This is a genomic window from Acinetobacter dispersus (assembly GCF_009884975.1).
GTDB classification, from domain to species: domain Bacteria; phylum Pseudomonadota; class Gammaproteobacteria; order Pseudomonadales; family Moraxellaceae; genus Acinetobacter; species Acinetobacter dispersus.
Genome location: NZ_CP041970.1, coordinates 1,675,438 through 1,688,341, shown reverse-complemented (window position 1 = coordinate 1,688,341; position 12,904 = coordinate 1,675,438). Strand labels below are relative to the sequence as shown.

Genomic DNA, 12,904 nt, shown 5'->3' with positions numbered 1-12,904 from the left:
AAAAAACATTTTTTTTCGTAAGTTCTGTGAGAATCATCTTTACAACCTCAAGGCTTAATATAACAGAGCCACTATAAAAAAAACTATAGTGGCTCTGTTTTTTTCTTATTTACTTGCGAGTAAATATGTTTAAGCAGCTATTAATTAAGCACGTACACTGCTTTCGCCGTGTTCACGATCTAAACCAAAAGCTGTATGTAAACAACGAACTGCTAGCTCTAAGTAGTTTTCTTCAATGATCACAGAAATCTTAATTTCTGATGTAGAAATCATGAGAATATTAATGCTTTCATCAGCCAATGCGGTAAACATTTTGCTTGCTACACCAGCATGAGAACGCATACCTACACCAACGATAGACACTTTTACGATGTCATCGCGCGTCACAACTTCACAACCTTCGATGCTGTTGGCTGTTTGCTCTAAAATCGCTTTTGCTTTTGCTAAGTCATTACGATTTACAGTAAAAGTAAAATCAGTTGTGCCATCTTCTTCAACATTTTGGATTATCATATCCACTTCAATGTTTGCATCACTGATTGGTGACAAGATTTTAGAGGCAATACCTGGTTCGTCAGGAACACCCAAAATTGTTAATTTTGCTTCGTCACGGTTAAATGCAATACCTGCGATGATTGGTTGTTCCATGTCGTCTTCTGCCTCAGTCGTAATTAGTGTGCCTACGTTTTGTTTGAAATCTTCATCAAATGCGCCATCGTCATCATTATCAAAACTTGATAATACGCGTAATGGAACTTGATACTTGCCTGCGAATTCAACAGAGCGAATTTGTAAAACTTTTGAACCCAATGATGCCATTTCAAGCATTTCTTCAAAAGAGATACGGTCAATTTTCTTCGCTTTTGGCGCAACACGTGGGTCGGTAGTGTAAACACCATCAACATCGGTATAGATTTGGCACTCATCGGCTTTCAAAGCTGCTGCAAGTGCAACACCAGAGGTATCTGAACCGCCACGACCTAAGGTTGTGATATTGCCATTGGCATCAAAACCTTGGAAACCTGCAACAACAATGACGCGACCAGCGTCTAAATCATTGCTCATCACATCTGTATCAATCGATTCGATACGTGCTTTGGTAAACGCGCTGTCAGTTTTAATACCAACTTGACGACCAGTATATGATTTAGCTTCTACACCAATTGAATTCAGTGCCATCGCTAACATGGAAATCGTTACTTGTTCACCCGTTGACACCATTTGATCTAATTCACGTGGGTCAGGGGTGCTGGTAATGGCTTTGGCAAGCGCAAGTAAGCGGTTGGTTTCACCACTCATTGCTGATACAACCACGACCACCTTGTGACCATGATCATGCCAGCGCTTGACACGACGAGCAACATTTAAAATGCGCTCAGGAGTACCCATAGAGGTACCGCCATATTTTTGAACGATTAATGCCATAGTTGTTCCATATAAGCCATGACCCTGAGAGGCATCAGGGTCAGTTACACAAAAGTGAAGTCTTTATTATTGCTCAAGCCAAGCAGGTAATGCTGCGATGACTTGATCAAACTTCTCGTTAAGTGGCGCGCCACCTTGTGCTAAGTCAGGTTTACCACCACCTTTACCACCAAGCTCTTGAGCTAAGTGTTTGATGATGTCACCTGCTTTTAGAGTTGCAGCGTATTGTTTAGCGACGGAAGCGATTAAACTCACTTTATCACCTTCAACACCAGCTAAAATAATGACTGCATCTTCTAATTTTGATTTTACGCTGTCATGAAGATTGCGTAATGATTTGGCATCTAAACCTTTTACCGATGTGATAAGCGTTTGACGACCTGCAATTTCTTTCACTTGATCTAAAAGTTCAGCTGCTTGGAAGCTGGCTAATTTTTGATTCAATTGTTCGATTTGCTTTTGTAGGCTAGAAGCAGTTTCAACAATTGCTTCAACTTTCTCTACAGTTTGGTCTTTTTGAGCTTTCAACAAACCGTTAATGATTTGGATATCTGTTTCAGCTTTTTGAACCACTTCAAGTGCTTTAGTGCCAGTTACGGCTTCAATACGACGAACACCCGCAGCAACACCACCTTCAGAGGTGATCTTAAATAAACCAATATCACCCGTACGCTTAACGTGAATACCACCACAAAGTTCGATAGAGAAGTTTTTCTCTTCAATAATAGAACCCATAGACAGTACGCGCACTTCTTCGCCATACTTCTCACCGAACAGCATCATTGCGCCTTTGGCTTTTGCTGATTCAATATCAAGTAATTCAGTTGTTACAGGGCTGTTCGCAATAACTTCAGCATTGACTAAACGTTCAATCTGTTGCAATTGCTCAAACGAAACAGGTTGGTCATTGGCAAAGTCGAAACGTAAAATGTCACTTGCAACCAAAGAACCTTTTTGCTGTACATGCTCACCAAGAATTTGACGTAAAGCAGCATGGAGAAGGTGAGTCGCTGAGTGATTACGCGCTGTTGCTGCACGAATGTCCGCTTTAACGGTAGCTTCAACATTTTGAGTGGCTTTGAGGCTACCCATGGTCACGATACCTTGATGGACAAAAGCACCACCAGATTTTTTAGTATCTTGAACTTCGAAAATACCTGTATCGTTTTTGAAGATACCTGTGTCACCGATTTGACCACCGCTTTCTGCATAGAAAGGGGTTTGGTTCAATACGATCAGTGCTTCGTCACCTTCGTTGATTTCATCAACCTGAACGCCATCTTTATAGATTGCAACAATTTGACCTTGGCCTTGAGTTGCATCATAGCCGTCAAATTGAGTTTCGCCTTCAACTTTTACAATGCTGTTGTAGTCAACTGCAAACTTACCTGCATCACGAGCACGTTGGCGTTGCGCAGCCATTTCAACTTCGAAGCCCGCTTCATCAATGGTAAGGTCACGCTCACGTGCGATATCAGCCGTTAAGTCCGTTGGGAAACCGTAAGTGTCATACAGTTTAAATACAGTTTCACCAGCAATCACATTGCCTTTCAGTTGAGCTAATTCACCTTCTAACAACTTCAAGCCTTGCTCAAGTGTTTTAGCGAATTGCTCTTCTTCTTTAAGCAGTTGGGCTTCGATGCGTGTTTGCTGCGCTGCAAGTTCAGGATATGCTTCACCCATGACTTCAATCAGTGGTTGTAGCATCTTATAGAAGAATGAACCTGTTGCACCTAGCTTGTTACCATGACGTACGGCACGACGAATGATACGACGCAACACATAACCACGGCCTTCATTTGAAGGATTTACACCGTCAGCAATCAAGAATGAACATGAACGTGCATGGTCAGCAATGACTTTTAATGATGCTGGATATTCAACTGGTTTATTTTGTGCTTTCGCTTCGGCTTCAATTGCAGTGGTATCTAAACCGATGATTTCAGCGGCTGCTTTTAATAAGTGTTGGAACAGGTCAATTTCATAGTTTGAATTCACATGTTGCAGTACAGCAGAAATACGCTCCAAGCCCATACCTGTATCCACAGAAGGTGCTGGAAGAGGGTGCATGGCACCATCCGCAGTACGGTTGAACTGCATGAAAACGTTGTTCCAGATTTCGATGAAACGGTCACCATCTTCTTCTGGTGTACCTGGTAAACCACCCCAGATGTGGTCACCATGGTCAAAGAAGATTTCAGAACATGGACCACAAGGACCTGTATCACCCATTGCCCAGAAGTTATCTGATGCGTATTTTCCACCTTTGTTATCGCCGATACGAATAATACGATCTGCGTCTAAGCCGATCTCTTTATTCCAGATCTCAAAAGCTTCATCATCAGTATGATAAACCGTCGCATATAAACGATCTTTCGGAAGGGCTAACCATTGTTCGCTAGTTAAGAAATCCCAAGCAAATTTCAACGCATCACGTTTGAAATAATCACCAAAAGAGAAGTTACCTAACATTTCAAAGAACGTGTGGTGACGTGCTGTATAACCTACGTTATCGAGGTCATTGTGTTTACCGCCGGCACGGACACATTTTTGTGATGAAACAGCACGTACATAGTCGCGCTTTTCTAAACCTAAGAAACAATCTTTAAACTGGTTCATACCAGCATTGGTAAACAGCAAAGTTGGGTCGTTGGCGGGAACGAGAGAACTCGAAGCGACACGTGTATGCCCTTGCGATTCGAAATAACGCAAAAATGCTTCACGGATTTCAGCTGATGTCATAAAGCGAGTACTCACAACCAAGACACTCCATAATTTTGAATTTGGCTATATGCAACAAGGTACGTTGTGTCTAATGTTCTACAATCGAACCCAGTGCGTGGCATAGATTTTAAAAGTGCTAAATTATAACGGAAAATACCTGCCTCACCAACGATTTTACAAGCAATATCATATAAAACTGTGTTTAAGCTAAAAATCTATATTCAACAATGCGCTTGATGTTTTACCATATAGCATAGAAAAGATGATGTTTTTATGAATAAGGACCCTACATGCAACGTATCGCTATCAATGGATTTGGTCGAATTGGTCGAAATGTATTACGTGCATGGTTTGAAAGTCCAAAACAGTTTCAATTTGAAATCGTTGCCATTAATGACATCGCAGATGTGCAAACTTTGGTGCACTTGTTTAAATACGATACGACGCATGGTCGTTTTGCTGGACAAGTTCAAATTCAGATTGAAAATGAACATATTTTTCTCAATATCCAGTCCAATCAACGTGAGTTAAAACTACAGGTTTTTAAGCAGGCTCAGCCAGAATTATTACCTTGGGCAGATTTAAAAATAGATGTGGTGTTGGAATGTACAGGTCTATTCCGTTCACGTGCTGATGCGACTCGCCATGTTGAGGCAGGCGCGAAGCGTGTGATTATCGGTGCAGCCCCATTTGATTCGGTCGATGCTGCGATTGTCTATGGTGTTAATCACAATGACGTAAAGGCCACAGATCAAATCATTTCTAGTGTCTCGTGTACCACTCAGGCTCTCGTACCATTGGTCAAAATTATTGATGACGCTTTTGGTATTGATACTGCATTAATGACAGAAATCCATGCGGTTACAGCAGATCAATCGGTATTGGATCATGCGCATCGGGATTTACGTCGTGCACGCGCATCAGGTCAAAATATTATTCCAACGACTTCGAGTGCCTTAGGTGCGTTAAAACAAGTCATGCCAAAAATGGAAGATCGTATTGATGGTTATTCGATTCGCGTACCAACCATAAATGTAGCCGCGATTGACTTAAGTTTTGTTTCGCATTCACCAATTACAGTACACAAAGTCAATGAGGTTTTGAGCAAAGCAGCGCAATATGATTATGCGCAGATCATGCAAGTGACGGATGAGGATCTGGTTTCAAGTGATTTTAATCATTCGCCATATTCATTGATTGTTGATTTAACGCAAACCATGGTTGTGGGACATCAAGCGAAAGTTTTTGCGTGGTATGATAATGAATGGGGATATGCAAATCGCTTATTGGATTTGTGTGAATCTTTTTGTGATTAATTTTTAATAAAATATAAAAAATAATGTGGAGTAATAATTGATGTTGATCTGGGGATTTATTGCTGTTTTATTGGCAGCGGTTGTGTTTTTATTCTGGCTGCAGTTTAAAAATGTAGAAGTACCAAACCAAGACGTTCAAGTTTTGCAACTTGAAGAAAAAGTTGTGCATTTAGAGTTGCATCTGAAAAAGAGTTTGGAAATCATGCAAGATCTGGCCAAGAAGATGCATGTGCAACAAGAGGTTCTAGATCGAACTGTGGCAAATATTGCTGCCTTAGAAAAACAAAATGTTGAAATGGTGAATTTGCTAGAAATCGTAGTAAAAGGCGGGAAAGGAACTGAATAAATATTAAGCTAACTCTAAGAGTCTTTTATAAAAATTCAGATTCGAGATAAGTTCGAGGTATTGAATGAGTCCAGACTTGGAGGAATTGGTGGTTCGTCTCACCACCGAGGAGGATTGGAAAATCCTTAAAACCGTTCGTTTAGAGTCGCTGCTTGATAGTCCAGATGTTTTCGCTGCTAATTATGCGACTACAGAGAAATATAGTGAATCAGAATGGCGTGACCGTGCCTCACAAAAGACTAAATTTCAATATGTTTTAGCAATTAAAGGGGATCGGGCAATTGGGATTATTGGTGGAACTCAAAACGCTGTACATGAATTTAATGTGATCGCGATGTGGGTTAATCCTATATTTCGTGGCAGTGGTATAGCTGATCTGCTGGTTTCTGCGATTAAGAATTTAGCCGTTTCTAAATGTCACTCTAGGATTGTATTAAGCGTATCTCCAAAAAATGAGCGAGCAGTCTATTTATATTCTAGGCATGATTTTGTGTTTATACCTGAATGGGAATCTTTAGCCCTGAGTTCAGGTGAAAGAAGTCAAAAAATGGAATGTGTGATTTTTTAATATGAGCTAACAACAAGACCTTAAGGCGTTTCATTTATTTTGAGTAATCGCTGCTTAAAAGGCTCGGAATTTCGGAAAGGCAGGCTGGCATGTAACTCCCAAGCAATCAATGTTGTAAAAATCAAACTTGATCAATTGCAAGCAGGGCAATAGTTCAGATGTTAGGCAGTTCTTAGCGACAAGAATATGGACTTATACTCTCAGTGATTAGTTTCAATCTATTGAATCTACTCATTAATTTTACCTCAGTGATTAAGTGAATAAGGCATTAAACTAGAAAGATTTATTCAAATTCGAAGGTGCATCACAGAAATCTTCGTGCTACACTACGCTGAATCGGGCATTCACCCGATTTTTTTATGTGGTTGCTTTTTGTGTGGATGCTTCCACATTGAACAGATTTTAGGTTTGGAACATGGCCATTTCAGAGACATGGTTGCTCCCTGACGGGGTAGCAGATGTATTGCCAGAACAAGCGCAAGTTGTTGAAACCTTGCGTCGAGAAGCGTTAGATTTCCTCGCAGTTCGAGGTTATCAATTGGTGTATACGCCATTTATTGAATACATCGAATCGCTCTCGCTACTTTCAGAATCTAATCAAGATTTAGATTTAGTTACCTTCAAAGTTATTGATCAACTGTCTGGCCGTTTACTCGGTGTGCGTGCGGATATGACGCCGCAGGTTGCGCGTATAGATGCTCATGTTCGACCAATTGAAGGCGTAGCACGTTATTGCTATGCAGGTTCAGTCTTGCATACCAAACCACAGAATTTCAATGCAACACGTGCGCCTTTGCAGTTAGGTGCAGAGTTGTATGGTCATGACAGCATCGAAGCAGATGTTGAAATGATCAACGTCATGTTGGCGTTAATTGAGCATACCCATACTTTAGAGGGTGCTCATTTAGATTTAGGTCATGTCGGTTTATTCCGTAGTCTGGTTAAACGCGCTGGCTTAAATAAAAATACCGAAAGTGAACTTTCTGATTTATATCAGCGTAAAGCTTTCCCAGAGTTAGAAGAATTCACTCAAGATTTAGCGATGGGTGCAGATTTTTATGCATTAGGTCGTTATGCAAGTGACCTCGATGCACTAGAAACGCATTTAAGCCAAGATATTTTAAATGATGCGGATTTCAAAAATGCATTAGCTGCTTTGAAATCTACATTAGCGCAAATCCAGTCACGTTGGTCGAATCTGAACATTGGGATAGATGTGGTTGAGTTACGCAGCTATCACTATCATACAGGTTTGATGTATGCCATTTACGCACCGAATCGTGCCGCACCATTGGCTCAAGGTGGTCGTTATGATGGTATTGGTGAGCATTTTGGACGTGCGCGTCCAGCAACTGGATTTAGTTGTGATTTATATGCTTTAGGCGCGACACAGTTTGTAGAAATTGAAACTGTGGTTGCACCGAAAGGCAATGATCAAGATTTATTAAATGCAATTGCAGATGTACGTGGCAAAGGTTCACGTGTGGTGCAGTTGTTGGGTAATGATGATTTAAGCTCAGTGCCTTATGCGACCCATCAGTTGGCGTCTCAAAATGGGCAGTGGGTGATTGAAAAAATTTAATTGCCAAGTTTTTAAGACTTGGTTTCCAATTTTAACAGCATGATGTAATGAGGCTATTATGGGCAAAAATGTTGTGGTACTTGGTACCCAATGGGGCGACGAAGGAAAAGGTAAAATCGTCGACCTGCTCACAGATCAAGCGGCTGCGGTAGTTCGCTATCAAGGCGGACACAACGCAGGCCATACGCTTGTGGTAGGTGGTAAGAAGACTGTATTACACCTCATTCCATCAGGTATTTTACGTGAAAACGTATTGTGCTTAATCGGGAATGGTGTTGTTCTTTCTCCTGAAGCCTTGATTAAAGAAATGGCGATTTTGGAACAAGAAGGCGTACCTGTTAAAGAGCGTTTACGTATTTCTCCAAACTGTCCACTTATTTTGCCAAACCACATCGCGCTTGACCAAGCACGTGAGAAAAAACGTGGTAACGCGAAAATTGGTACAACTGGTCGCGGTATTGGCCCAGCTTACGAAGACAAAGTTGCACGTCGTGCTGTACGCGTAGCAGATTTGATTCGTGGCGGTGCTTTACTTGAAGAAAAACTCAAGGAAATGCTTGAGCTTCACAACTTCCAACTTTCTCAATTCTATGGCGTTGAAGAAGTTAAGTTTGAAGATGTACTTGCTCTTTGTGATGCATGGCGCGAAGTTCTTGCTCCATTAGTGATTGATGTAACGACTGTATTACATAATTACCGCAAAGAAGGTAAGGCAATCATGTTCGAAGGTGCGCAAGGTTCATTGCTTGACATCGATCATGGTACTTATCCATTCGTAACCAGCTCGAATACTACTGCTGGTGGCGTAAGCTCTGGTTCAGGTATGGGCCCATTGCATTTAGACTATGTATTGGGTATTACCAAAGCATATACAACACGTGTAGGTGCAGGCCCGTTCCCAACTGAGTTGCATTACGATGCGGCAACAGATACAGGTGATGCGATTGGTCGTCACTTAGGTACAGTTGGTCATGAGTTTGGTGCGTCTACTGGCCGTCAACGTCGTTGTGGTTGGTTCGATGCTGAGATTTTACGTCGTTCGGTTGACGTGAACTCATTATCTGGTATTTGCCTAACTAAGCTTGATGTATTAGATGGTTTAGAAGAAGTAAAAATCTGTGTCGGTTATGAAGATGTAGATTCTGGCTGTGCAGGTTCTTCTGATGCGATTTCATTTGAAAGCTTGAAACCGATCTATGAAACCATGCCGGGTTGGAGCGAGTCTACTGTTGGTTTGACTCAAATTGATCAACTTCCTGCAAATGCATTGGCCTATGTACGTCGTATTGAAACTTTAATTGGTTGCCCAATTGATATCGTTTCAACAGGTCCTGACCGTGCAGAAACAATCGTATTGCGTCATCCATTTTCAGCATAAGCTGAATCGATGACAAAAAAGCTCTCATGAATTTGAGAGCTTTTTTTATGGGAAATATTTAGGGAGAGCGTGTTAAATGACCTTAAAACTGATTGCTGAAGATTTTATTCAACCAGAACATATCGATATGGTGTTGCCGTTGTATCAAGAACTTGTTGAGAAAACTAAAGCTGAGGCTGGATGTATTGCCTATGATCTTTATCATGACCATAAACAAAAAGGGCATTTTGTTTTTATCGAAGAATGGGTTGATCGTGAAGCACTGGATTTACATGTACAGTCGGAGCATTTCCAAAAATTAGTGCCTCAGGTTGATCAATATCAAATACAGGCTGGGCGTTTTACGCATCTGTATCGCTTCGAAGTTTTATTATCTGATAAAAAAGAAGATGAATAAGTTGATTTTGACGCAAAGATCAGCGATAGCAAAAAATTAGATTTTGATTCCAATCTTTGTTATTTCACAGTCTAAAAAATCCTCGTTATAGTGATTCTACGTTCAAACAAAGAGGGTTTAACCATGACTAAAAAGAGAATCCGCTACAATGGCTATGAATTAGCGTGCCGATGTTAATTTAAATCTAAGCGCTTAAAAAGGTACAAACCAATTTTGATCAAGGCGGGGAGAGAGGTTGGTTTGAACATTTAAAGAATAAAAATAATACTGAGTGTTTGATAATAAAATTTATAAAAAATCGAAGAGAACCGAAAGGTTCTCTTTTTTATTGGGCTTGCTCTTCAATCTCTCTCACTGCGTTATAAACGGCAGCGGGTTCAATATTCAGCATTTTCTTACCAAAACTTCTGAGCCACCACACCAGTTGTGAGGTAAATGGAACAGTTGCAGAGACTTCGACAATGTTTTCTTCTAGATGTTGGATGATTTGATCCTTACTCAGCTGGCTTTCGTAGAAACTCTTGGCTGTACTCTCGGTCATGGTCAGTTTTAAATGAATTTGTTCGGTTGGCTTGCTGTAGTCAACACGGAAACCCAATGCACCTGATTCAATATAATTATCAATTTCAAAGTTCACAGGATGTAAGGCGCGACTTTCCAATACCGTTGCTGCTTTAAAGCGGTGCAAGGCGAAGGTTTGTACTTCAGTTTTATCATTTCGGGTACAGATTAAATAAATCACTGCACCTTTTTGAACCAAAGCCAGCGGATTGAGGATATAGGTCTTATCTTCGCCTTGATGGGTACGGGCGCGATAAATACATTCGATCTGTTTGTCTTGTAATAAACCTTCATAAATCGCTTGTTGTGCATGTTTGTCGACAACAGGCGGAATCAAGGGTTGTGTCGCCGGTACAATACGAACACGGTTGATCCATTGTCGAACATTATTTTGTGTCGATAGGCTACGTTTAGCCAGATCAAACCAAGGTGTCATTTCTTCTAATAAGCTTGGTGGAAGTAAGTGACGTAAATGCTCTTCGACCATCATAAACGTAACTGCTTGCGAGCTGGTCATGTGGGGCAAGCTTTGAATTGGTGCGTCTGAACGCCAACGCCAGCCTTGTGGTACGGTTTTATTACTCTCGATTGGGAAACGCTGAGCAATTTGATTTAAATCACGCTGAATGGTACGCAGACTGATATCAATGCCTTCGCGTTCTAATATTTCTTGTAATTCGCGTGTGCCCATCCATTTCCCAGTAGAAAGGCGGGATAAGATTTGCCATTGGCGATAAAGGCTATTGGATGTTTCTTTTTCTTGTATGGATGACATAAGCGAAATACGTAATTCAATGGTCTAAAGCTGACACAATAAAAAAACTATACTTAATTATCAAGTCCATCCTATCTAGATTACGTATTTACGACTGAAATGACCCTAGTTTTGCTTAAATATTCTAAGTCTGGTTGAAAATTGATCATTTTGTATAAGTGGCATTGAAATTGCTTCCTTTAGATATAAATAAATGATGAGACGAGGTTTCTATGTCAGAACAAGAACACAACCTACATATCAGCACAGATTATTACGCACCAGAACCCAATCCAGCGGCGTCCGTTGATACCTCTACATTTATTTCGCAGCTCAATGTGACCACCAATTTATTTGAGCAACTTAAATCACAATTTTTCAATGAAATGTTAGATGACAAAAGTTTTAACGGTGAAGCGTCCAAAAAAATTGAGCAATGGTTGAGTATTCGTAGTCTTGACGATTTAAAAATTCTAGAAGCACAAGCAAAACAGCATTTCTTATATCAAGGTATTACTTTTAATGTTTATGGTGATCAGGAGGGTGCTGAGCGTACCATTCCTTACGATTTGATACCGCGTGTGATTGAAAAGAAGCAATGGGAAAAGATCGCGACGGGCTGTGCACAACGAGTCAAAGCATTAAATTTATTTCTAGATGATATTTATCATGGACAGCATATTTTAAAAGAAGGTTTGATTCCCGCAGAACAAGTGATTGCGCACGAAGCATTTCAGCCGCATATGCTAAAGCACCAGTTGAAAGGCAAGGTTTATTCACAAATTAGTGGCATCGATATCATCCGTGACGGGCAAGGCGATTTCTTTGTATTGGAAGATAACCTACGCACACCATCAGGTGTATCTTATATGCTGGAAAGTCGCAAAATCAGTCAGAAATTGATGCCAGATCTGTGTAGCAGTAATAATTTACAGGGGATTGAGCAATATCCAAGTTTGTTAAGGGCGATCCTCGAAGAAAATGCTTATGTCGATCAGCCATTAATTGTGGTGCTAACACCTGGGCGTTTTAACAGTGCCTATTATGAACATTCATTTCTAGCGCGTGAAATGGATGTACCACTGGTGACCAGTCGAGATCTGTATGTAGAAGATGATAAGGTTTTCGTCAAAACTATTCGTGGTCGCCAACAGGTAGACGTTATCTATCGCCGTGTTGATGATGAATTCCTAGATCCTCTTAGTTTTAGACCTGACAGCACTTTGGGTGTGCCTGGACTGATGTCTGCTTATCTACAGCATAATGTTGTGATTGCCAATGCACCAGGAACAGGGGTGGCAGATGACAAATCGATTTATCCATATGTCGATCAGATGATTCAGTTTTATTTAGGTGAAGTACCTATTTTAAATAATGTGCCAACTTATCAATGTCGAGAGGCGGAACAGCTGGATTATGTGCTCTGTAATTTAGAAAAATTAGTGGTGAAAGAAGCACAAGGCTCAGGTGGTTATGGCATGTTGATTGGTCCTCAAGCAGATCAACAACAGATCGATTGCTTTAGACAGAAACTGATTGAGACGCCACATTTATACATTGCACAACCAACTTTAGCTCTTTCAGTCGCTCCAACAATGACAGCAGAAGGCGTTGCTGAGCGACATATTGATTTAAGACCTTTTGTACTCAGCTCACCTTATCGAACTGAAATTGTGCCGGGTGGCTTAACACGTGTTGCCATGCAAGCAGGCTCTCTCGTGGTGAACTCTTCTCAAGGTGGTGGAATTAAAGATACATGGGTGGTTGAAACCTTACGTTCCTGAACCATATCCACAGCCCGAAGATGATAACAACGCGGGCTGTGTGACTGAATATTAAGAAAAGGGAGGAAA

10 protein-coding genes are annotated in these 12,904 nt (G+C 40.8%); 7 read left to right on the top strand and 3 right to left on the bottom strand.

Annotated features, from left to right (window positions below; translation table 11 throughout):
- Nucleotides 1-144: 144 nt before the first annotated feature.
- Nucleotides 145-1,425, bottom strand: coding sequence for an aspartate kinase (locus FPL17_RS07780; RefSeq protein WP_005189808.1), 1,281 nt, complete (start codon nucleotides 1,423-1,425; stop codon nucleotides 145-147).
- A gap of 66 nt (nucleotides 1,426-1,491) precedes the next feature.
- Nucleotides 1,492-4,182: an alanine--tRNA ligase gene (gene alaS, locus FPL17_RS07775; protein ID WP_171519514.1), complete on the bottom strand. Its 2,691-nt coding sequence runs from the start codon at nucleotides 4,180-4,182 to the stop codon at nucleotides 1,492-1,494.
- A gap of 257 nt (nucleotides 4,183-4,439) precedes the next feature.
- On the opposite strand from alaS, the gene FPL17_RS07770 reads away from it, so the two are divergent.
- The 6 genes from FPL17_RS07770 to FPL17_RS07745 all read left to right on the top strand — a co-directional run bounded on the left by FPL17_RS07770 (nucleotide 4,440) and on the right by FPL17_RS07745 (nucleotide 9,736).
- Nucleotides 4,440-5,465: a type I glyceraldehyde-3-phosphate dehydrogenase gene (locus FPL17_RS07770; protein ID WP_159884330.1), complete on the top strand. Its 1,026-nt coding sequence runs from the start codon at nucleotides 4,440-4,442 to the stop codon at nucleotides 5,463-5,465.
- A 40-nt stretch (nucleotides 5,466-5,505) separates the two neighbouring features.
- The gene (locus FPL17_RS07765) at nucleotides 5,506-5,811 is read left to right on the top strand and encodes a hypothetical protein (protein WP_159886820.1); all 306 of its coding nucleotides are present in this window, start codon (nucleotides 5,506-5,508) and stop codon (nucleotides 5,809-5,811) included.
- Nucleotides 5,812-5,875: 64 nt separating this feature from the next.
- Nucleotides 5,876-6,379 (top strand): GNAT family N-acetyltransferase, encoded by a 504-nt coding sequence (locus tag FPL17_RS07760; protein WP_159884328.1) that lies wholly within the window; start codon nucleotides 5,876-5,878, stop codon nucleotides 6,377-6,379.
- Between the two features lie 415 nt (nucleotides 6,380-6,794).
- Nucleotides 6,795-7,961 carry an ATP phosphoribosyltransferase regulatory subunit gene (locus FPL17_RS07755; RefSeq protein WP_159884326.1) on the top strand — a complete coding sequence of 389 codons (1,167 nt, stop codon included), beginning with the start codon at nucleotides 6,795-6,797 and terminating at the stop codon, nucleotides 7,959-7,961.
- A gap of 58 nt (nucleotides 7,962-8,019) precedes the next feature.
- Nucleotides 8,020-9,339 carry an adenylosuccinate synthase gene (locus FPL17_RS07750; RefSeq protein ID WP_004805984.1) on the top strand — a complete coding sequence of 440 codons (1,320 nt, stop codon included), beginning with the start codon at nucleotides 8,020-8,022 and terminating at the stop codon, nucleotides 9,337-9,339.
- A gap of 76 nt (nucleotides 9,340-9,415) precedes the next feature.
- Nucleotides 9,416-9,736 carry a putative quinol monooxygenase gene (locus tag FPL17_RS07745; RefSeq protein ID WP_159884324.1) on the top strand — a complete coding sequence of 107 codons (321 nt, stop codon included), beginning with the start codon at nucleotides 9,416-9,418 and terminating at the stop codon, nucleotides 9,734-9,736.
- 325 nt (nucleotides 9,737-10,061) lie between these two features.
- Here FPL17_RS07745 and FPL17_RS18935 read toward each other — a convergent pair whose 3' ends face one another.
- Nucleotides 10,062-11,072 carry a helix-turn-helix transcriptional regulator gene (locus tag FPL17_RS18935; RefSeq protein ID WP_159884322.1) on the bottom strand — a complete coding sequence of 337 codons (1,011 nt, stop codon included), beginning with the start codon at nucleotides 11,070-11,072 and terminating at the stop codon, nucleotides 10,062-10,064.
- A gap of 212 nt (nucleotides 11,073-11,284) precedes the next feature.
- Here FPL17_RS18935 and FPL17_RS07735 point away from each other — a divergent pair, with 212 nt between their 5' ends.
- A complete protein-coding gene (locus tag FPL17_RS07735; protein ID WP_151715748.1) occupies nucleotides 11,285-12,835 on the top strand; it encodes a circularly permuted type 2 ATP-grasp protein in 1,551 nt (516 codons plus the stop codon).
- Nucleotides 12,836-12,904 lie beyond the last annotated feature (69 nt).